This window comes from Streptomyces cinnamoneus (assembly GCF_002939475.1).
Lineage (GTDB): Bacteria > Actinomycetota > Actinomycetes > Streptomycetales > Streptomycetaceae > Streptomyces > Streptomyces cinnamoneus_A.
Genome location: NZ_PKFQ01000001.1, coordinates 4,075,086 through 4,095,192, shown reverse-complemented (window position 1 = coordinate 4,095,192; position 20,107 = coordinate 4,075,086). Strand labels below are relative to the sequence as shown.

23 protein-coding genes are annotated in these 20,107 nt (G+C 71.9%); 10 read left to right on the top strand and 13 right to left on the bottom strand.

Annotated features, from left to right (window positions below):
• Positions 1–147: 147 nt before the first annotated feature.
• The 3 genes from CYQ11_RS18110 to CYQ11_RS18100 all read left to right on the top strand — a co-directional run bounded on the left by CYQ11_RS18110 (position 148) and on the right by CYQ11_RS18100 (position 1,741).
• On the top strand, positions 148–741 hold the full coding sequence (locus CYQ11_RS18110; protein ID WP_099201775.1) for a hypothetical protein: 594 nt from the start codon (positions 148–150) through the stop codon (positions 739–741).
• A 188-nt stretch (positions 742–929) separates the two neighbouring features.
• Positions 930–1,514 (top strand): DUF2975 domain-containing protein, encoded by a 585-nt coding sequence (locus CYQ11_RS18105; RefSeq protein ID WP_099201776.1) that lies wholly within the window; start codon positions 930–932, stop codon positions 1,512–1,514.
• Positions 1,514–1,741, top strand: coding sequence for a helix-turn-helix domain-containing protein (locus tag CYQ11_RS18100; RefSeq protein WP_099201777.1), 228 nt, complete (start codon positions 1,514–1,516; stop codon positions 1,739–1,741). The genes CYQ11_RS18105 and CYQ11_RS18100 overlap by 1 nt, the downstream gene beginning before the upstream one ends.
• A gap of 213 nt (positions 1,742–1,954) precedes the next feature.
• Here CYQ11_RS18100 and CYQ11_RS18090 read toward each other — a convergent pair whose 3' ends face one another.
• Entirely contained in the window at positions 1,955–2,665 is a 711-nt protein-coding gene (locus CYQ11_RS18090) for a DUF4232 domain-containing protein (protein WP_099201778.1), read from the bottom strand.
• Positions 2,666–2,870: 205 nt separating this feature from the next.
• Between CYQ11_RS18090 and CYQ11_RS18085 the strand changes: the two genes are divergently transcribed.
• The gene (locus CYQ11_RS18085) at positions 2,871–4,223 is read left to right on the top strand and encodes a helix-turn-helix domain-containing protein (protein WP_240003628.1); all 1,353 of its coding nucleotides are present in this window, start codon (positions 2,871–2,873) and stop codon (positions 4,221–4,223) included.
• Between the two features lie 186 nt (positions 4,224–4,409).
• A complete protein-coding gene (locus CYQ11_RS18080) occupies positions 4,410–4,937 on the top strand; it encodes a DUF4232 domain-containing protein (RefSeq protein ID WP_099201779.1) in 528 nt (175 codons plus the stop codon).
• Positions 4,938–5,245: 308 nt separating this feature from the next.
• Here the strand turns inward: CYQ11_RS18080 and CYQ11_RS18075 are convergent, their stop codons facing one another.
• Positions 5,246–5,584 (bottom strand): winged helix-turn-helix transcriptional regulator, encoded by a 339-nt coding sequence (locus CYQ11_RS18075; RefSeq protein WP_099201875.1) that lies wholly within the window; start codon positions 5,582–5,584, stop codon positions 5,246–5,248.
• Positions 5,585–5,680: 96 nt separating this feature from the next.
• Between CYQ11_RS18075 and CYQ11_RS18070 the strand changes: the two genes are divergently transcribed.
• Positions 5,681–6,562 (top strand): NAD(P)-dependent oxidoreductase, encoded by an 882-nt coding sequence (locus tag CYQ11_RS18070; RefSeq protein ID WP_099201780.1) that lies wholly within the window; start codon positions 5,681–5,683, stop codon positions 6,560–6,562.
• 137 nt (positions 6,563–6,699) lie between these two features.
• Here the strand turns inward: CYQ11_RS18070 and CYQ11_RS18065 are convergent, their stop codons facing one another.
• Positions 6,700–7,080, bottom strand: a complete 381-nt coding sequence (locus tag CYQ11_RS18065; RefSeq protein WP_099201781.1) for a DUF6463 family protein — start codon at positions 7,078–7,080, stop codon at positions 6,700–6,702.
• A 319-nt stretch (positions 7,081–7,399) separates the two neighbouring features.
• Between CYQ11_RS18065 and CYQ11_RS18060 the strand changes: the two genes are divergently transcribed.
• Entirely contained in the window at positions 7,400–8,011 is a 612-nt protein-coding gene (locus CYQ11_RS18060; RefSeq protein ID WP_181143694.1) for a TetR/AcrR family transcriptional regulator, read from the top strand.
• Positions 8,012–8,546: 535 nt separating this feature from the next.
• Here the strand turns inward: CYQ11_RS18060 and CYQ11_RS18055 are convergent.
• From CYQ11_RS18055 to CYQ11_RS18035, 5 genes are all read right to left on the bottom strand, one after another.
• On the bottom strand, positions 8,547–8,957 hold the full coding sequence (locus CYQ11_RS18055; RefSeq protein WP_099201876.1) for a VOC family protein: 411 nt from the start codon (positions 8,955–8,957) through the stop codon (positions 8,547–8,549).
• Between the two features lie 48 nt (positions 8,958–9,005).
• Entirely contained in the window at positions 9,006–9,398 is a 393-nt protein-coding gene (locus tag CYQ11_RS18050; protein WP_099201877.1) for a helix-turn-helix domain-containing protein, read from the bottom strand.
• Positions 9,399–9,467: 69 nt separating this feature from the next.
• Entirely contained in the window at positions 9,468–9,692 is a 225-nt protein-coding gene (locus CYQ11_RS18045; RefSeq protein ID WP_240003629.1) for a GntR family transcriptional regulator, read from the bottom strand.
• Positions 9,693–9,811: 119 nt separating this feature from the next.
• Positions 9,812–10,930 (bottom strand): DUF5937 family protein, encoded by a 1,119-nt coding sequence (locus CYQ11_RS18040; RefSeq protein ID WP_099201783.1) that lies wholly within the window; start codon positions 10,928–10,930, stop codon positions 9,812–9,814.
• Positions 10,931–11,061: 131 nt separating this feature from the next.
• Positions 11,062–11,991, bottom strand: a complete 930-nt coding sequence (locus CYQ11_RS18035; protein ID WP_099201784.1) for a zinc-binding dehydrogenase — start codon at positions 11,989–11,991, stop codon at positions 11,062–11,064.
• A gap of 97 nt (positions 11,992–12,088) precedes the next feature.
• Here CYQ11_RS18035 and CYQ11_RS18030 point away from each other — a divergent pair, with 97 nt between their 5' ends.
• Together CYQ11_RS18030 and CYQ11_RS18025 are read left to right on the top strand one after the other, a co-directional pair.
• Positions 12,089–12,760, top strand: coding sequence for a TetR/AcrR family transcriptional regulator (locus CYQ11_RS18030; protein WP_099201785.1), 672 nt, complete (start codon positions 12,089–12,091; stop codon positions 12,758–12,760).
• 144 nt (positions 12,761–12,904) lie between these two features.
• On the top strand, positions 12,905–13,879 hold the full coding sequence (locus CYQ11_RS18025; RefSeq protein ID WP_099201786.1) for an aldo/keto reductase: 975 nt from the start codon (positions 12,905–12,907) through the stop codon (positions 13,877–13,879).
• 40 nt (positions 13,880–13,919) lie between these two features.
• Here CYQ11_RS18025 and CYQ11_RS18020 read toward each other — a convergent pair whose 3' ends face one another.
• Positions 13,920–14,834: a LysR family transcriptional regulator gene (locus CYQ11_RS18020; RefSeq protein WP_099201787.1), complete on the bottom strand. Its 915-nt coding sequence runs from the start codon at positions 14,832–14,834 to the stop codon at positions 13,920–13,922.
• A 54-nt stretch (positions 14,835–14,888) separates the two neighbouring features.
• On the opposite strand from CYQ11_RS18020, the gene CYQ11_RS18015 reads away from it, so the two are divergent.
• Positions 14,889–15,638, top strand: a complete 750-nt coding sequence (locus CYQ11_RS18015) for an ester cyclase (protein ID WP_240003630.1) — start codon at positions 14,889–14,891, stop codon at positions 15,636–15,638.
• Positions 15,639–15,813: 175 nt separating this feature from the next.
• Here CYQ11_RS18015 and thpR read toward each other — a convergent pair whose 3' ends face one another.
• From thpR to CYQ11_RS17995, 4 genes are all read right to left on the bottom strand, one after another.
• A complete protein-coding gene (thpR, locus tag CYQ11_RS18010; protein WP_099201788.1) occupies positions 15,814–16,395 on the bottom strand; it encodes an RNA 2',3'-cyclic phosphodiesterase in 582 nt (193 codons plus the stop codon).
• Between the two features lie 159 nt (positions 16,396–16,554).
• Positions 16,555–17,925, bottom strand: a complete 1,371-nt coding sequence (locus tag CYQ11_RS18005) for an MFS transporter (RefSeq protein ID WP_099201789.1) — start codon at positions 17,923–17,925, stop codon at positions 16,555–16,557.
• Between the two features lie 24 nt (positions 17,926–17,949).
• A complete protein-coding gene (locus CYQ11_RS18000; protein ID WP_099201790.1) occupies positions 17,950–18,390 on the bottom strand; it encodes a MarR family winged helix-turn-helix transcriptional regulator in 441 nt (146 codons plus the stop codon).
• 123 nt (positions 18,391–18,513) lie between these two features.
• Positions 18,514–19,995 (bottom strand): NCS2 family permease, encoded by a 1,482-nt coding sequence (locus tag CYQ11_RS17995; protein ID WP_099201791.1) that lies wholly within the window; start codon positions 19,993–19,995, stop codon positions 18,514–18,516.
• Positions 19,996–20,107: the final 112 nt, after the last annotated feature.

The following is a 20,107-nucleotide window of genomic DNA, read 5'->3' as shown; positions in this document are numbered from 1 at the left end:
ACAGGGTCCCCCCAGGCCCGGCGCGACGGCCACCAGGTGCGTACGCGCTGCCCACCGACGGGGGCTGTCACGGGGGGACGGGGGTGCTGTACGGGGGGAGGCCCCGCCGATCGCGTGTCGGCGGGGCCCGCAGTACGGGGGACCGGGATGCACGGGCAGACGGCGAAGCTCGACCGGGACGACGCCTGGTACGTCGTCTTCACGGCCGCCGACGAGGCCCTGGACATCCCGGCGGTGAAGAAGGCCGCTCGTCTGGCACTGAGCACGGACGCGAACATCAAGCCCATGCTGGAGGGAAACAAGTCCTTCACCCTGGGCTACCAGTCGCGCTGGCTGCCGTTCCTGGGAGCCGTCGGCACGGTCGTACTGGCCGTGGCCATGGTCTTCGCGGCGTTCTCCGAGTTCCTGCGCTTCGCGCGGTCGTTGGCACCGCTGGCCGTGCTCACGGGAAACGGTCGCATCTTCAGGACGACGGCGGTGTGGGCACTCGGCGTGCCGGTCGCCGTGGCGGGGGTCCTCGGCCTGGCGATGTACGTCGTCCTGGGCCAGGCAGTGACCGGAGGACCGTACGGCGCTGAGCTCTCCGGGCGGCTGTGCCTGGTGCTGTTGCTTGCGGCCGTCGCCGTGGCGGTGGTGATCGCGTGGGTGGCCGGCAGGGCGGCCGAACGCGCAGAACGTCCTGGTACGCGGGCGAGCCGCCGCGCTGTGACGCGGGGGCGCAGCCGGAAGGCCTTTCGGTGAGCCGACGGGCCGCCGCCCCAGCCCCCGACGCGTGCTCAAGCAAGCGAGCCGGACCGTTGGCGCAGTCGCACGACGTGCGACTGCGCCGCCGCGCGACCAGAGGGCGCGCCCGGCGCCGGGTCGCACTTGTCGAATATCGATATGCCGCCTAGCCTGAGGCATATCGACAATCGATAGGGGAGAATGGGATGAACACGCGACTCACAAGGACCCTGGCCTCGGTGACCTTCGTGCTGGCGGTGCTCTGTGGGCTCGCATTCGTCGGCACAGCGGTCACCCACATGCTCGACGACGGGGCGGTCTGCGTGCAGACGGACTTCTGGCGCAACGCCTCCATCGGGGAAGGCCTGCCGATCGGCAAGGGCGTGAAGGCGTCCAGCAGCGCCACGCGCCTGTGCCAGGACGGCCCCTCCACGGGTCAGCGCGCCGCCGACCTCGGGGGCGAACTGCCCTGGCTGCTGTTCGGCTCCCTCGCGCTGCTGCTCTTCTCCCGGCTGCTCAAGGCCGTCCTGCGGCAGGGCCCGTTCACCGACACGGTGTCGCGGCGGCTGTCCGTTCTCGGCTGGTTCGTCGCCTTGGGCGCCCCTCTGGCCGGCCTCGTCGTCGGCTGGTCGCAGTCCTGGCTCGTCGGGAGCATGGCGCCGGTCGTGGGTTCCGGGCCGACGGTCTCCGGACCGATGGTGCTCATCCTCGCCGGCCTCGCCGCAGTGATCTGGGGGAAGATCATGCGTGACGGCGTGCGCATGCGAGAGGACCTCGAAGGGACCATCTGATGCCCGAAGAGGAACTCCACTCGATCCGGATCCACCTCGACCGGATCCTCGCCGAGCGCGGCATGACGCTCACCGAGCTGTCCGCACACGTGGGCATCACCGTCGTCAACCTGTCCGTCCTCAAGAACGGGCGGGCCAAGGCCATCCGCTTCTCGACCCTGTCGAGGATCTGCGATGTCCTCCGCTGCCAGCCGGGCGACCTGATCACCCACGACCCCGCCGACTGATGCGCAGCAGGCGCTGGTCCTCGTCGTCAGCGATCTCCCGAACCCGTACTCGTTCTGCCACCGGCCCAGCCCGGCGACACCGCGCCCCAGGCCGGCGACCGGACGGCGCGTCACGTCTCGACAGGGCCGAGGTCCTCCTCCGGCACGGCGACAGCTGACCGGCGGGAGGACGGCGGCAGCAGCCCACGCCGCGGCGCAGCGGACACTCCGCGCTCAGGACAGGGCGTCCTCAACCGAGGTCAGCCAGTACGTGACGCGCAGCGAGTCGTCGATGTGCACCCCCTTGGCCTGGAGGGCGGCTTCGGTCATCTTGTCGCTGCCCTGGAAGCCGATCTCCAGACTCTGGGCCGTGCAGCCCTCGCCACCCCGACCGTCCCCGGCGGACAGGATCACGCCCGCGTAGCCCTTCTTGCCGGGGCGGAGCGAGGTGACCGCTTGCGGCTTGGTGTGCTCCATGACCGGCGGGACGGACTGGGCGCCCTCGAACTTGACGACGGGGTAGCCCGCCAGGTCGCACATCGTGGAACCCGTGTTGGTGATCGTGAGCAGCATGTGGTTGAGGGGGCGGGAGACCGGGGTGGCCACGACCTCGGTGTTGTCGGCGGTGCAGGGCACGCGGTTCGCCGGGGCGTCCGGGTCGGCGCCGGCGGCCGGCGCCGACGCGCGACCCCCTCCCTTGCCGGTGCCCGACCCACCCGTCCCCTTCGTGGCCTTCGTGGCGGGGGCCTTGGCGGTGGCCGTCCCGCCGGGCGTGGCGGCTGGCTTGTCCTGGGCCGGCGTCTGCGGGGACTGGGTGGGCTCCGAGGCGACGGGCTCCGAGGCGGCGCCCTCCTCGCGGACGCCCCCTCCCTTCTCACACGCCGTCAGGGCGAGCGCGAGGGAGGCGACGGCGAGCAGACGGGGCCGGCGGACGGAGGCGCGCATGGCGGATCTCTTTCTTCACGGGCGGGCAGCGGAGCGCCGCTCGACCGGACCCGGGAGCGGCGTGCTTGGATGACGAAAGCTTGTGCGACACCGTGTCCCGGGCGCCAGCTCCGCTGGCCGGTTAGGGACGCTGGAACGTTGACACCGGCTCTGACCTGGGGGAATGGGTGTTCTCTGGAACGAGGACATGGGACGGAGGAGTGGCGTGGGGGCAAGCGATCTCGCGGAGTCGCTGCGATCGCTGAAGGAGCGGTCCGGCCTGAGTTACGGAGTGCTGGCCAAGCGGCTGCACGTCAGTACGTCGACCTTGCACCGGTACTGCAACGGGTCCGCCGTGCCGACGGAGTTCGCTCCGGTCGAGCGGTTGGCGCGCCTGTGCAAGGCCACTCCGGAAGAGCTGATCCAGGTCCACCGGCAGTGGATCCTCGCGGACGCGGCGCGGGGCCGTAAGCCGCGGGCGGACGGAGCACCAGCCGATGCCGCCCAGCCGGAACCCACGGCTCCGGCAGAGGAGGAGGCGACGACACCGGTATCCGGCGTGGCGGACGCACCCCTCATTCCCACCGGCACGGGGTCGGGCGGGCCGACTCCCCCGGCCTCGTCGAAGGGCCGCCCACAGCGGGAACGGCGGTCCCGGAAGGTCGCCCTGGCCGCCCTGGCCGTCACCTGTGTGATGGGCTCCACCGTGCTCGCCGTCAGCCTCGCCGACGGCGGCGACGACGGCACAAGGACCCGGCCCGCTGGAGCCTCCTCTCCCCGGGGCGCCGAGGTGAGCGGGCCCGGCAAGCCCGGAGAGCCCGGGACGAGCCCGGTCGCCACGCCGTCCTCCTCCCCGGAGGAGGAAGAGGAGAAGGGGGGCGGCGAACCCACCGCCTCCGCCGGGCCGGACGGCACCACGTCCCCTTCATCCGCCGGCAAGCAGGACGCCGGTGGCGACAAGGGCGGCGACGACCAGGGCGACGCTCCGCTGACCGTCCACACCCGGCCCTACGCCTACGAAAGCCCCTGTTCCCAGAGCTTCCTGGTCAACCGGAGCCCCGGCCAGATGCCGAAACCTCCCATCGAGCAGGACGCTCCCGCCTGGGTGTCCGAGCTCGGAGCCGTCAGCGCCGAGAACCAGTTCGTCAAGGTCACCTTGCAGGGGACCGGCACGAACACGGTCGTGCTCGAAGAACTGCACGTCCGGGTGGACGGCACGAACGCGCCGCTCGCCTGGAACGCCTACGCCACAGGCGTCGGATGCGGCGGTGACGTGGCGACGCGGTCCTTCGGCGTCGACCTCGACGCCGGGGCACCCGCCCTCACCCCGATCGCCGGCCAGCGCGCGTTCCCGTACAAGGTCAGCCGGACCGACCCCGAGGTCTTCTACGTCAAGGCCGACGCCAGGCGGCACGATGTGCGATGGCATCTGGAAGTGCAGTGGTCCAGCGGCAGCCGGCGCGGGGTGCTCAGGATCGACGACCAGGGCAGACCCTTCCGCACCAGCGGTTCCACGGGCAGGCCCTCCTATCAGCAGCCGCCGGGGGCCGCCCGGTGGTCGCCCGCCCCCCAGGGCTGACCGCCGGCGTTCCACCAAGGCGTTCCACGGCCTGGCATGTGCGCAGGTCAGGCCGTGTGTGGCCGTCCCGGCGTGCCGGAATGCCGGATGAGTCTTGAAGCGGGCACGGGCACCGCCGCAGGCTGATCAGGCCTCGGGGAACACCGGGGCGACAAGCGGCCACTGACTCTCATCAGGAGCATCCCCATGCGCTTCGCACGTCTCATCGCTTCCGCCGCCCTGTCCGGCGCCGCCGTTCTGGCGACGGCGGCCGTTCCCGCCCAGGCCGCCCCGCAGGCGGACCGCGGCCCGGTCCAGGCGCTCTGCTCCACCTCGTCCGCCGACTTCACCGTGCGGAACGTGAGCCGCCCGATCAACCACCAGCTGCTGACCGTCACCAACACCGGCTCCGAGTCCTGCACCCTCGTCAAGGCCCCGCTCCTGGGCTTCGACAACGACACGTACGTCGGCGCCCAGGCGATCGAGGAGTCGGCGCCGCAGTCGGTCGTGACGCTCGCGCCGGGCCAGTCCGCCTACGCGGGCATCCGGCTGTCGTCCGCCGACGGCTCCGGGGAGAACGGGCGTGACGTCCGGACCGTGCACGTCTTCCTCGACAGCGGTGACGGCTCCGAGGGCGGACCCGACTCGATCGCCCTCCCGAAGGGCACGTGGATCGACGACAGCGCGGCCGTCACCTACTGGCAGTCCAACGCCTCGGACGCCTTGGTGTGGTGACCACGGCGCTGCCCTAAGGCTTGTCCGGCGGACCGTGTGAGCGGACGCTGCGGGCCGTACTGCCCGCACCACCGCCGCGGTTTCGCCGCTGCACGGCACGAAGCGGCGGGCTACGGCCTGAGGCCCGGCCGCTGCGCGACCGAAAGGCCGGCCCGGCGCTCGGGACGGTGGCCGTCTCCGCTGACGAGCGCAGCGACAGCGCGAGCCGGCCCTGGAGGCGATCCGGGCGAACCGGTCCTGGAGGTGATCAGGGTGCCTCTACGACCAGCACGTGCCACAAGGCCTACCCCCACCCTCGATTCAGTCGCTCAGGCGGTTCGCCGCTCGCGCCCCCAGGCAGCCAGCGGCTCGAGCGCGGCGTTGAGGCGCGTGCCGTCCTCGGTGAGCGAGTACTCGACGCGGGGCGGCACCTCGTCGTAGGAGAAGCGGTGCACGACGCCGTCTGACTCCATCTCCCGTAGATGAGAGGCCAGCACCTTCTCGGTGACCCCCGGAAGCAGTCGGCGCAGCTCGCCGAAGCGGCGGTGGGGGTGCTCGTGAAGTGCCCAGAGAATCAGCACCTTCCATTTGCCGCCGATCACCTCCATCGCGGTGTCGATCCCGCAGACGTGTCCGCCTGGTGCCCCCGGCCGGTTCAGCGTCGTCATGCCCACCCCTTCTGACGTGCTCGCTCACCCCGCGGTAACCACCCACTCAGAAGTGCGTACTTGATCACCCCGGGGTCTGCGACGAGCCTAATCGGCATGGCACAGAACTCCGTTGAAAAGACCCCCGTCACACTGCTGGGGCTCGGCGCGATGGGCAGCGCGCTGGCCCGTACCTGGCTTGCCGCCGGTCACCCGCTCACCGTCTGGAACCGCACGCCGGCCCGCGCCGACGCGCTCGCCGCAGAGGGCGCGAACGTCGCGGACAGCGCCGCTGAGGCGGTCGCGGCGAACAAGCTCGTCGTCACCTGTCTGCTGGACGACGCCTCGGTCGGCGAGGCGCTGGCCGGCACCGACCTGGCCGGCAGGGACTTGGTCAATCTGACCACCAGCACCCCTGCCCAGGCCCGGGACCGCGCCGCCTGGGCCGGCGACCGCGGCGCCCGCTACCTGGACGGCGGGATCATGGCTGTCCCTCCCATGATCGGCGTCCCGGAGGCCGGCGGTTACGTCTTCTACAGCGGCTCGCGGGAACTGTTCGAACGGCACCAAGACACGTTGGCCGCCCCGGCCGGCACCACCTACGTAGGCGAGGACGCGGGCTTCGCAGCCCTCCACGACGTGGCCCTGCTCAGCGCCATGTACGGGATGTTCGCCGGGACCGCGCACGCCTTCGCCCTGATCCGCAAGGAAGACATCGACCCCGCGGCGCTCGCTCCGCTGCTCGCCGACTGGCTCATCGCGATGGCCCCGGCAGTTCACCAGACCGCCGACCACCTGCGGACCGGTGACTACACCAAGGATGTCGTCTCCAACCTCGCCATGCAGGTGGCCGGCACGCCGACCTTCCTGAGCACCGCCGAGCAGCAGGGCGTCAGCTCCGAACTGCTCAGTCCCTACTTCGAGCTGATGCGCCGCCGCCTGGCCGAGGGCGGCGGCGAGGAGGACCTGACAGGTCTGATCGACCTGCTGGTGCACTGACGGGCTGCTCGCCGCTCTCACGCACCACCACCCTGTGCAACGGTCTGCCGGGTGATCCAGCGGCTGTGTCCGCTGCCCGCTCTCGACGCGACGCCCCTGGTCCTGGGCTCTGGAGCAAGGGGCACGTGCGGTGCTGCTCAGCCGCGGCCGGCGGCGCGGCGGCCTCCGACCAACAGCAGGATGTTCGCGAGCAGGAAGAGCGGCCAGGGCGTGGTGATGAGGACGACGGCGTCCACCACCCCCCAGATCCCCAGCGTCCACGCGATGAACGGCGGTGGCGTGATGCCACGGCGGTCCAACCACAGGACGATCAGGCCGACCACGAGGAGCGGCGGGCCGAAACTCTCCAGAGACAGCCAGAGCGCGCTGCCGGCCGGGCTCATGTCGGAGAAGTCCTCACCCCACAGCGCCCCGCTGAACCACTCCCCGGCGTGGCGTGCGGCTCCCTCCATCGTCAGGGCGAGGAGCGTGTGTGCGGCCCCCAAGAACACGAGGAGCCAGCCGGCACCTTTGATCATTTGAATCCCCCTCTGTCGCGTGCTGCGGCGGGCCGTTGCGGCCGGCCGCGGTCGAGCCGAGCAGGTTCGGTGTGGGTGTGGGCGCCCTTCGGGATGCGCATCAGCCATTCCTTCCGAGCCGGCACACCGTGCCGGTGGGGCCGGACCCGCCGATGGCGGGCGCCGGCCATCACCGCGCGCCGGGCGGACGGCTGCGCTGGAGAACGACGAACCCGACAGGTACGGGAACCCCCGACAGTCATGGGAGCCCGAGGGTTATGGGAACCCGATGGTTATGGAACTCCCGGTTTCGATACTGTCGGTTTCGTATGATGCTCGCATGTCTGCGCGAAAGCAAGCCCGCAACCAGGGGGGCCGCCCCCGAGACAGCCGCGTCGACGACGCCATCGCCACCGCCGTCCGAGAGCTGCTGACCGAGGTGGGGTACATGCGGCTGACGATGGCCGAGGTGGCCGCGCGAGCGAGCGTGGGCAAGGCGGCGATCTACCGGCGGCACGCCACCAAGCAGGAAATGATCTTTGACGTGCTTCTACCGGATCAGTTTCTGGCCGTGGCACCCGACCGCGGGTCGCTCCGCGCCGATCTGGCCGCCGTGCTCGCCGAGGTCGCGGACAGCATGGCCATGCCGCCGCAGGGGACGATCCCGGGCCTGCTGGCGGACATCCACGCCGATCCCGCACTACGGGACCGGTTCGACCGGAAATACCTCGGAGCCCAGCGCCAGACCCTCACGGAGATCCTGGATCACGCGACCGCACGCGGCGAGCTCACCACCCGCCCCGACCCAGCCGCCCTCAACGCCCTGCTGGTCGGCCCCGTCTTCGCCTGGCTGTTCCTGCTGAGCGAATCCCCCGACCGACTCCCCGCCCTGACCTCCACACTTCTCGACGCCGTACTCACCCTCATCAGCCCCGGACCTCCCCGCCCCTAGACGCCGCCGCAGTCAGATCGCGAGGTAGGGGCAGGTGGGGGCAGGGGGAGCGAGCGGAGGCGTCGGCGCGGCGCACGAAGCGCGGCTTGGGGCGCGGAGGCAGGTTGCTGGCGCGGCGCACGAAGTGTGACTGCGCCGCTGCGCGGCTTGGGCGCGAAGGCGGCGGGCTACGCCCTGGAGGCCCGGCCGCTGCGCGACCAAAGGCTTTCCCCGCACCGGGACGGTGACGGTGTCTGCTGAGGAGCGCAGCGACGGCTCGCGCTTCGCTGCTCCCCACCCCACCGGCCGCACCTCAAAAGTCCTGTCCCCCGGGAGGAACGCGGCAGCAGCCCGCGCCGCAGCGCAGCGGAGGCATCTTTGCCCCCAGCCCCCCACCGGCCCAACCGACCGACACCGAACCGCAGCCCCACCCTCCCCTCCCGCCGCCAGCGCCTTGCGCCACAGGCGCGAGGCGAAACCCGCACCCGGCACACCACAATTCACTGCCCCACCGGCCCAAGCCGCCCCCCACATCCCGTAGGGGCCCACCCGTCCTTCAGGACTTCGGCTGGGTGAAGCGGATGCGGTTGCCGAACGGGTCGCGCAGACCACAGTCCGTTCCGTACGGGCGGTCGGTGGGCTCCTCGGTGAACTCCACGCCCCGCGCCAGCAGCGTTTCGTAGGTCTTGCGGCAGTCGTCCGTCGTGAAGATCAGCCAGCCGCCCATCGCGCCCTTCGTCACCAGCTCGCGCACCTGCTGCGCCGTCTCCTCGGACATCGCCGGAGCACCCGGCTTCTCCAGCAGGATCTGACGCTCCGGGTGACCGGGCACGCTGACGGTCAGCCAGCGCATGAAACCCATGTCGACGTCGGCGGTGACCTCCAGACCCAGCTTCCCGACATAGAAGTCGAGGGCCTCGTCCTGGTCGAGGACGTATATCTGCGATTGCGTGATGGCGTTGAACATGTGCACCACACTAGTGAGCCGGCCAGCCGGAAACTTATCCAAAACTGCTCAGCTGGAGGGCCGCGTCCACGCCATCGTGAAGCACGTCGGCACGCGCGCAGACACCGCTTCCTTGCGGTACGTCCTCGGCGACCGGCCGACGATGTCGCGGAACGTCCGGCTGAAGGTTCCCGGACTGCCGAAGCCGACCTCGAAGCAGACGTCCGTCACGCTGCGATCGGTCTCGCGCAGCAGGAACATCGCCCGCTCGACACGGCGGCGCTGTAGGTAGCGGTGCGGCGTCTCGCCGAACGTGGCCCGGAAGGTGCGCGTGAAGTGCGCCTCCGACACGTGGGCGATCCTCGCCAGGGCCGGGACGTCCAGCGGCTGCGCGTAGGCGCGGTCCATCGCATCCCGCGCCCGGAGCATGCGGCGGTTGGTCTCTTCCATGGCACGGCTCATGGCGTCATCACACCACGGAGCTTCGTCGTCCATGACGGGTGCGGTGACCCGGATCCTGCCGCGGGGGCTTCACTCGGCATCTGTCGGCTGGCGCTGAGCGACGAACGTCCCCTTGGCAGGCAGGGTGATCAGCAAGCCCCGCTCCCTTAGTTCCTGAATCGCGCGGCGAGCAGTGCCGATCGCCACGCCGTACTCCTCAGCCAGGTCGCGCTCACCGGGCAGACGGGCGCCCTGGACCAGCGGCGTCTTCGTCGACACCTTCAGTAACGGCCTCGGCACCGTCGTCGCGTCCACCGACGGCCTCGTACGGCTCGAACATCCCGACGGCGTCAGCTGGGACGTCTTCGCCGGCAACCTCCGGCCGCCCACCCCACCTGAGCTGCGCCTGTATGAGGCGGCCCGCCGGGCGTGGCCTAGCGCAGGATCCCCTCCAGGAAGTCGCTGCTGAGCCTCGCCACCGTCCCCACGTCCAGCTGGTAGTGGACGTAGCGGCCCCGGCGGCGCGTCGTGATCAGGTCCGCCCTCCTCAGCACCGCGAGGTGGCGGGAGACCTCCGGCGCGGTGACGCCCAGCAGGTCCGCCAGCTCTCCCGTGGTGTACGGGGCGCGGGCCACATTGCGGCAGAGCTGGATGCGCAAGGGGTGGGCCAGCGCCTCCAGGCGGCGCTTCAGTGCGTCGGCCGAGGCCGGGGGCGGCAGTTCCGGTGAGCCGACCGGGTAGTGGACCACCGGGCGCCAGCCGGGGCGGTGCAGGATCATCAGGTGCGGCCAGCCGAAGTGTGACGGTACGAACGACAGGCCCGGGCCCACCGCCGGGTCCGTCGCCGTCGCCTCCCCCTCCGCCAGCTTGTCGGCGCGGATGCGCGTGCCGCCGTCCTCCAGGTGCAGCGCGGGAGAGACAGCCGTCAGGGCCTCGCGCAGGCCCCGGCGCCGTAGCAGTTCGCTCTTGTGCCGGGTGTCGGCGGCCAGGGCGGGCCGCACCCGCTGCCAGACCTCCGCGAAGAACGCCTCGTCGCAGTCCTCCAGCAGGCGGCGCACCCACCCCCGCACCGCGACGGGGTCCTTCAGCAGGCGCCCGGCGAAGCCCAGTTGGCGGGGGCCGCGCGCCGCGGCCCGCTCCAGCGCCCTGCTGCGGGCCGCGGCGTCGGTGAGCGGCGACGGCGCTCCCTTGTCGTACGCGGCCAGGCTGGCGAACTCCAGGGCTGTCGCGACGAACTGTTCGTCGTCCAGCCCGTCCAGCATGTCCAGTTCCCCGGCGAGCGTCGTCCCCGCCCTGCCGTCGCCCCCGCGCAGTCCCGCGTACGGCATGAAGAGGTCGGAGAACGTGTTGCGCCACAGGAAGTCGGCCTCGCGCAGCCGGTCGGCCAGGTCCGGCCGCAGCGCGGCGTTCGTGGCCGTCGTCCAGCCGGCGAGCCGCGGGTGGTGGCCCGGCTCGGACAAGGCGTGCAGCACCAGGCACAGTTCGGCCAGGGGCGACGTCTCGAAGACGATCCGCTCGGCGGGCAGCCCCGCGATGTCGATGCTCACGCTCATGGCGTCATGATGCCCACCGCCTTCGGTGACCCCGCCGCCGATTGACGGTTCGCGCCAATCGGCACCAGCGTCGCGCGCCCGGCAGTCGCAGCCCGACGCTGCCGTCAGCCGGCTTCACGGGTCGCCGGGTGTCAGGTGATGTCCAGGACGGCCTTGCCGTGGAGTCGGCGGTCGAGCAGGGCGGCGATGGCGTCAGCGGCCTCGCCCCAGGTGCCGCGCCAGGAGATGTGCGGGGTGAGGCCGCCGGTGGCGACCTGGTGGGCGAGCCACGTCAGGTCGCGGGCGAGTCCGGTGCAGGCGAGCAGGAAGAACGTGGTCAGGGAGCGGTCGTGCCGCCCCTGGTCACCGTAGAGCGCGCCGTAGGGGAAGGTTTCGCCTTCGTGGGCGGAGTGCCCGACCGCGACCAGGTTGCCTCCTTCGGCCAGCCTGCCGTAGGCGTCGACGAGTTGCCGTCCTCCCACCAGGTCCACGACCCCGTCCACAGGTTCCGCGACACGGAGCGGTTCGGCCACGACGTCGTGGGCGCCCAGGTCGCGCAGGCCGTCGCCGTGCCGTTCCGGCGCGCCGGTGGAGGCGATGACGTGGGCCCCGCCGCGTCGGGCGAGCTGCACCGCGTAGCGCCCCGTGCCACCGGTGGCACCCGTGATCAGGACGCGCCTTCCCAGGAGGGGGCCGAGGCGGTGCAGGGCGCGGAGCGCGGTGGCACCGGCGACGGGAATCGTACTGACGGCTCCGAGGTCGGCACCGGCCGGCACCACCCCCATCATGTCGGTGTCCACGGCCCGGAGTTCGGCCCACCCTCCGGCTGGTCCCAGGGTCACGACGCGGGTACCGGCCGCCGGGCCGGAACCGTCGGCTGCCGCGCGCTCGACCACCCCCGCCGCGTCCCATCCCAGGACGGTGCCGTCAGCGGCCTCCTGGAGGCCGAACCGCACCTCGCCGTAGTTGAGGGATGTCGCCTCCACCCGCACCAGGGCTTGGTGCGGGGCGGGGTCGGGGTCGGGGACCTGGGCGAGGCGGAGGCCGGCACGGGCGGAACGGTCGACGAGCAGAGCACGCATGGCGGAGCACCCTTCGCGAGATGACGGGAAACACAGTTATGCCACTCAGTGGCACATGCCTGCAAGTGGCATTCACCTCTCGGGTACGCTTTCGGTCATGGGGAATCCGCGTCCATCACCCGAACCCGGGGGCCGACTTCCGCTGCGCGAACGCAAGAAGCAGCGCACACGCGAAGCCCTGGTCGACACCGCCCTGGAGCTCTTCACCGAGCGAGGCTTCCAGGGCGTGACACTCGACGAGCTCTGCGATGCGGTGGACACGTCCAAACGCACGTTCTTCCGGCACTTCAGCAGCAAGGAAGACGTCGCCATGACACCGCTGCTCGACTTGTGGCGGGCCTTTCTGGACGACTTGGAAACCCGCGAGCCCCACGGCGGCCCGCTCCTGGAGCTGCTGCAAGAGGCCCTGCTCGCCGCGCTGGCCCGCATGCCCGTCGATCAATGGCCTCCACGCGTCCTGATCAGCCGTCAGCTGGCCGAGCGGACCCCGGCCATGGAAGCGCACGGCCTGCGCTTCTGCCGCGACACCACCCGCACCGCGCTCGACACCCTCCACCGGCGGCTCGGCCTCGCCACCGCGAACGACCCACGCCCACGCCTGGCCATCGACATGCTCGTCGCCGCCTTCCACTGCGCGCTCGACACCTGGGCGGCCCTGCCGGACACCCCCGCCCGCAGCACTCTGGCCACCCACCTGCGCGCCGCCTGCTCAGCCCTCCCGGAGAGCCTCACCCTGCCGACCGCCACAGCACCCCCACCCCGTTCCTGACCCGGGCTTCCGACCAGCCAGCCTCCACGCCACCACGCCTACGAGTTCGGCACCCCTCCGGTCCGAACCCCGGCAGGCCCCACCACGCCCCCGATCGGGTGACCCCTTGCCTCCAGTGCGCTCCAGGGCGTTGGCTAGGGCGCCATGGACTACACGCAGCTCGGCCGCACGGGGCTGAAGGTCAGCCGGATCGTCCTCGGGACCATGAACTTCGGGCCCGGCACCGACGAGGGCGACAGTCACGCCATCATGGACGCCGCGCTCGACGCCGGGATCAACTTCTTCGACACCGCCAACGTCTACGGCTGGGGCGAGAACAAGGGCCGCACCGAGGAGATCATCGGCAGCTGGTTCGCCAAGGGGGGCGGCCGGCGGGACAAGGTGGTCGTCGGGACCAAGGTGTTCGGGGCGATGAACCCGGGCGGCGAGCCGTGGCCGAACGAGGACCGTCTGTCCGCCCTCAACATCCGGCGGTCCGTCGAGGGCAGCCTCAAGCGGCTGCGGACGGACCACATCGACCTCTACCAGTTCCACCACGTCGACCGTTCGACGCCCTGGGACGAAATCTGGCAGGCCATCGACGTCCTCGTCCAGCAGGGAAAGATCGTCTACGCGGGCTCGTCCAACCACGCCGGCTGGCACATCGCCCGCGCCAACGAGGCCGCCCGGCGCCGCGGCACGCTCGGGCTCGTCAGCGAGCAGTGCCTGTACAACCTCGCCGAGCGGCGCGCCGAGATGGAGGTCATCCCGGCCGCCGAGGCGTACGGGCTCGGCGTCATCCCCTGGTCGCCGCTGGCCGGCGGGCTGCTCGGCGGGGCGATCCGCAAGGCCGCGGCGGGCGGCCGGTCGGCGGAGGCGCTCGCCAACACCACGGTCCGTGAGCAGGTCCAGGCGTACGAGGACCTGGTCGCCAAGTACGAGCTGGAACCCGGCGAGGTGGCCCTGGCGTGGCTGCTGACGCGCCCCGGGGTGACCGGACCGATCGTCGGACCGCGGACGTCCGCGCAGCTGGACTCGGCCGTGCGGGCCGGCCGGTTGAAGCTGCCGGAGGAGCTGCTGAAGGCCCTGGACGAGGTCTTCCCCGGCCCCGGGCCCGCGCCCGAGGCCTTCGCCTGGTGAACCCGGTGGCCGGGCGCGCGAGCACAACCTGCGCGACGTCTCATGGGTCCCCCGTCCCGTCCCCACCCGGACCCCGCTCCGTACGGGCGTGCCTCGCCAGCACCTCCACGAACGCGGAGGCCAGCGCGTCCGGGCGCGTCCGGGCGTACGCCACCAGCGGGCGGGTCACCGGCGGCGACGGGCGCAACAGCCGGCCGTCGAAGCGGGGCGGGACGACGTTCGCCGGGACGAGGGCCGGTCCCAGGCCGGTCGCGGCCAACGGGGCCGCGGCCGCCGTCTGCTCGGTGCGCACGGCGACGCGCGGGGTGAAACCCGCCGCGGCGCACGCCCCGTCGAGCACCTCGGCGAGGCCGTTGCCGGGGGCGTAGTGCACCCAGCCGCGGTCGGCGAGGGCGCTCAGCTCCACCCGGTCCGCACCGCCCCCGGCCAGGGGGTCGTCGGCCGGTACGACCACGACGAACTCCTCGACGCCCAGGACCCGGACGGGGCCGTCCCACTCCCCGGGCGGCGGGCCGACGGCGAGGTCCGCCTGCCCGGCGGCCATGGCGGCGCGCAGCTCGCCGGTGTGCCGGAACTCCACCAGCCGGACGCGGACACCGGGGTGTTCCCGGCGCCAGACCCGCAGCACCGGCGGGAGCACGCCGAGGCTGACCGAATAGACGGTGGCGAGCTGGAGTTCGCCCTCCTCCAGGCCCGACGCCCGGCGGGCCGCCGACCGGGCGCGCTCCACGTCGGCGAGGGCGGCACGGGCGTGCGGCAGCATGGCCCGGCCGGCGGGGGTGAGGCGGACGCCGCGCGGCAGACGGTCGAGGAGCGGGCCGCCGAGGGAGCGCTCCAGGGCCCGGATCTGGTGGGAGAGGGCCGGCTGGGTGACGTGCAGGAGCTCGGCGGCGCGGGTGAAGGAGCCGCCGTCCACGACCGTGACCAGGTACTCGAGCTGCCGCAGCGTTGCCATGCCCGGAGTCTACGAGCGCCCGACCACCGGGGGATCATGGCCTGACCAGGGGTGATGAGCAGAACTTATGGCAGCGGTGACCAGCATGCCTTGGACTGGTCCCCCGGCGGTGGCGGAGAGTCGTCCCGTGCCGCCGCCGACTCCCCCTGGTGGCGGCGGCGCACCCTCCCCCTCCCGGACAAGGACTGCCCCATGCGCCTGCGCACCTCCGTCATGACCACCGCCGCGGCCCTGGCCGCCACCGGTCTGCTCGTCACCGCCACCCCGGTCACCCCGGCCTCCGCCGCTCCGCCGCGGACGGCCACCGCCGCCGAGCGGGACCCGTGGCACCTGGTCGACCGCTCCCCCGACCTCGTACGGCCGAAGTCGCTGACCGTCGACGCCTCGCTCCCCACGCACCGGGCGCGCACGGCCGTGCGCGTCACCCAGCGGCTGTACACCTTCTGGAACACGGGGCGGGCCCGCTATCTCGCGGGCACGGTCGACCCGCGGTTCCGGGACAACACGCTCCCCGCCGGCCGCCCCCAGGGGCCCGCCGGGCTGGCGTTCGCCTCGAAGAACTTCCGGGCCGCCGTGCCCGACCTGACGTGCGAACTCTCCGACGTGCTGATCAGCGGCGACAAGATCACGGCGCGGCTGGTCTTCCGGGGTCACTTCACCGGAACGTTCCAGGGGCGCGCGGGCCGCGGCCAGAAGGTGGAGTTCGCCGCGATCGACATCCAGCACCTCGGTGACGACGGTCTCATCGTCGAGGACTGGCACATCGAGGACAACCAGACCCTGCTCGCCCAGCTGGGAGCCTGAGGGCCGGGACCGGTGGGAGAGCGCCTGGGGCGCCTGGGGCGCCGGGAGTCACCGCGCGCGGCGGCGTCACTTCACCGCTGCCACCAGGGCGACGACGACGAGCATCACGGCGAGGGCACCGGTCATGATCCGGTTTCTGGTCTTCGGGTCCACCCCACGAGCGTAACCGGACCGGTCAGCCGACCCGCCGGGTGCCCAGGGGCCACGACGTCAGGGTCTCGTAGCGGGGGCGCTCGCCGGGGACGCCGGACGCGGGAAGGTGGCTGCGGACCAGGTCCACGCGCTCGACCCACCACCGGCGGCCCCGGAACTCCGCCAGTTCCTCGGTGTAGGGCCGCAGGTTCACATGGCCGGCGGTCCGGGCGAGGGTGACGTGGGGGTGGAAGGGCTTGGTGTCGTCCACGTGGACGCCCGCCCGTCCGGCGCCGGCGCGGGTGGAGCGGGCGAGGCCGCGCAGGGTCTCCAGGGAGCCCGTGGCCCCGATCCACAGGATCCGGTCGCCGAAGCGGCCGCCCGCCGCGAACCGCAGCTCGTGCACCGGGTGCCGGTGGGCGGCGCGGGCGAGGCGCTCGCCCAGCTCGGGCAGCAGCGCCTCGTCGACCTCGCCGAGGAAGGCGAGCGTGAAGTGCCACAGGGCGGGTTCGGTCCAGCGCAGCCGGCCGTGCCGGTCGGGCAGGGCGGCGCGCAGTCGCGCCACCTCGGCCGCCAGCTCGTCGACCGCGGCCTGGGGAGGGACCACCGCTGCGAACAGTCGCATGGAGCCAGTGTGACCCGGTTCGGGGTCTCCTTCCCGGGCGGCGCCCCGGAACGGAAGGAGACCCCGTCCGGCGTCGGACGGCTGTGGCGGCCGCCCTCCGAAGAAGACCCCGCCGAGGCCAGACGGCCGTAGGGGCCACCTCCGAAGGCGCCGCCCGCGTCACGCCGCCGTGGTCACCGCCTCCTGCCGGGCCGACGGCTCGCGCGCCACGAACGCCACGTGCCGGTGCCCTCGCCGCAGATCGACCTTCAGGCGCAGGTCACCGGCGCGGGCCAGCGCCAGGCCGATGCCGGCCGCGGCCAGCAGGGACACCACCCCGCCGGCGAGGAAGCCGACGCGGGGGCCGTAGACGTCGGTGACCCAGCCCACGAGGGGAGCGCCGAGCGGGGCGCCGCCCATGAAGACCATCATGAACAGGCTCATCACCCGCCCTCGCAGAGCGGGGTCGGAGGCCAGCTGGATGCCCGAGTTGGCGGTGACGTTGATCGTCAGGCCGCACATCCCGATCGGCACCAGCAGCGCCGCGAAGACCCAGAAGGAGGGCGCGAGCGCGGCCATGACCTCCAGCAGGCCGAAGGCCGCCGCGGCCCCGATCAGCAGCCGCAGCCGGGAGGTGCCCCGGCGGGCGGCGAGGAGCGCACCGGCCAGCGAACCGGCGGCCATCACGGTGTTGAGCAGGCCGTAGGCGCTGGCGTCGGCGTGGAAGACGTCGTTGACGAAGGCCGTGAGCCAGATGGGGAAGTTGAAGCCGAAGGTGCCGATGAAGCCGACCAGCACGATCGGCCAGATCAGTTCCGGGCGCCCGGCCACGTGTTGCAGGCCCTCCCTCAGCTGGCCCTTGCCGCGCGGGGCGCGGTCGACCTTGTGCAGTTCGCCGTTGCGCATCAGCAGCAGCGCGGCGATCGGCGCGAGGAAGGACAGCCCGTTGAGCAGGAACGCCCAGCCGCTGCCCAGGGCGCTGATCAGCACACCGGCGACGGCGGGCCCGACCAGGCGGGCGGACTGGAAGTTCGCGGAGTTGAGGCTGACGGCGTTGCGCAGGTCGGCGGGGCCGACCATCTCGACGACGAACGCCTGCCGGGCGGGGTTGTCGAGGACGGTGACGACGCCGAGCGCGAGCGCGGTCAGGTACACGTGCCAGACCTGGACGTGCCCGCTGAGGGTGAGCACGGCGAGGGCGAGTCCGGTGACGCCCATCGCGGCCTGGGTGAACAGCAGCAGCCGGCGCTTGGGGTAGCGGTCGGCGATGACGCCGCCGTAGAGGCCGAGCAGCAGCATGGGGAGGAACTGCAGTGCCGTCGTGATGCCGACGGCGGCGGAGGAGCCGGTTAGGCTGAGGACCAGCCAGTCCTGGGCGATGCGCTGCATCCAGGTACCGGTGTTGGACACCACCTGTCCGGTGGCGAAGAGCCGGTAGTTGCGGACCCGGAGTGAGCGGAACATGCCTCCCTTGACGGTCAGGGAGGTGGTGCGTGTGTCGTCGTGGCGGTTCGGTGCGGGTGCGGAGTCTGCTCCGTGTCCCGAACTCAAAGGGTTCGCCTCCTTCTGGTGCGCTTACAGGTGCGCGAGTTTCTCCAGGACGGGTGCCGCGGCGCGCAGCGTCGCCCACTCGTCCTCGTCCAGCCGGCCGGCCAGGTCGGCCAGCCAGGCGTTGCGTTTGCGCCGGCTCTCCTCGAGCATGGCCTCGGCCTGCTCGGTCTGGGTCACCACCTTCTGGCGGCGGTCCTCGGGGTGCGGCTCCAGCCTGACCAGCCCCTTGCCCTCCAGCAGCGCGACGATGCGGGTCATCGACGGCGGCTGCACGTGCTCCTTGCGGGCCAGCTCTCCGGGGGTGGCGGAGCCACAGCGGGCGAGCGTGCCGAGCACCGACATCTCGGTCGGGCTGAGCGACTCGTCGACACGCTGGTGCTTGAGCCTGCGGGACAGGCGCATCACACCGGACCGCAGTGCGTTGACGGCGGCGGTGTCGTCGGGAGTGCGGGAAAGATCCGGCATGTTCTTTAGCTTATCTCATTACCTGAACTAAGGAAAGTGGGCCAGTGGGGCGGACGGAAGCACACGAGGGCGGCTGGGCATCACGCCCAGCCGCCCTCGTCGGCCGTCCTGCGGACCGGTGTACTACTTCACGCCCAGCACCTGCTCGATCGGGTCGAGCAGGAAGTAGACGAGGAAACACAGTCCGACCACGTTCAGCAGCCAGGGGATCTCCCGGGCCCGCTTGTCCGCGAGGCGGAGCAGGATGAAGGCCAGGACGCCGATGCCGATGCCGTTGGTGATCGAGTAGGTGAACGGCATGGAGATGATCGTCAGGAACGCGGGGATCGCGATCGTGAAGTCGCTCCAGTCGATCTCCTTGACGTTCGAGGCCATGATCAGGAAGCCGACGACCACCAGCGCGGGGGTCGCGGCCTGGGCCGGAACGACGGTGGCCAGCGGCGTGAAGACGAGGGCCAGCAGGAAGAGGCCGCCGGTCATCAGGTTGGCGAGGCCCGTGCGGGCCCCCTCGCCGACGCCGGCCGTGGACTCCACGAAGCAGGTGTTGGCGGAGGCGGAGCCCGCGCCGCCGGCGGCGACGGCGATGCCGTCGACCATCAGGATGCGGCCCATGTTGGGCAGCTGGCCCTTGTCGTCCGTCAGCCCGGCCTCCTCGCCGACGCCGATGATCGTGCCCATCGCGTCGAAGAAGCCGGACAGCAGCACGGTGAAGACGAAGAGGCAGCCGGTCAGCAGGCCGACCTCACGGAAGCCGCCGAAGAGGCTGATGTGGCCGATGAGACCGAAGTCGGGGGCGCCGACGACGCTGTCCGGCAGCTTCGGGACGCTCAGGCCCCAGCTCGTGTCGGGGATCTTCGCGACGGCGTTGACGACGACCGCGAGGATGGTCATGGCGACGATGCCGACGAGGATCGCGCCCCGCGTCTTGCGGACGACCAGGACGAACGTCAGCGCGAGGCCCACCACGAACACCAGCACCGGCCAGCCGTGCAGCTGACCGCCCTGACCGAGGCCGAGCGGCACGGTGGTGTGCGCGGCGTCGGGGTTGCGGGAGACGAAGCCGGAGTCGACGAGGCCGATCAGCGAGATGAACAGGCCGATGCCGATCGCGATGGCGCGGCGCAGGCCGCCGGGGATCGCGTCCATCACCCGCTGCCGCAACCCGGAGGCGACCAGCACCATCAGCACCAGGCCCGCCAGGACCACCATGCCCATGGCGTCCGGCCAGCTCATCTTGGGCGCCAGCTGGAGCGAGACGACGGCGTTGATGCCGAGGCCGGCGGCGCAGGCGATGGGGACGTTGCCGATCGCGCCCATGAGGACGGTCGAGAGCCCGGCCATCAGGGCGGTGGCCGTCACCAGCTGGGCGTTGTCCAGCTGGTGGCCGAACTTGTCGTGGCCTGCCCCGAGGATGATCGGGTTCAGCACGATGATGTAGGCCATCGCAAAGAACGTGGCCAGACCGCCGCGCAGCTCGCGGGAGACGGACGAGCCCCGCTCGGAGATGCGGAAGTACCGGTCGAGGGCGCCCTGGGGCGGCTCCGGCGTGGGGGACGGCTGCCGGTCGCCGTCGACGGCGGGAGCGGTGGTGGCCGAGGTGGTCATGCGGGGGGACCTCAGTCGTATGGGCCTGGGACAGGCCGGGACACGGGCTGCCGTCGCGGGCCGTGGGGGACACGCCCGGGAGAGCGACACCTGAAGACGATTGGATGATCGA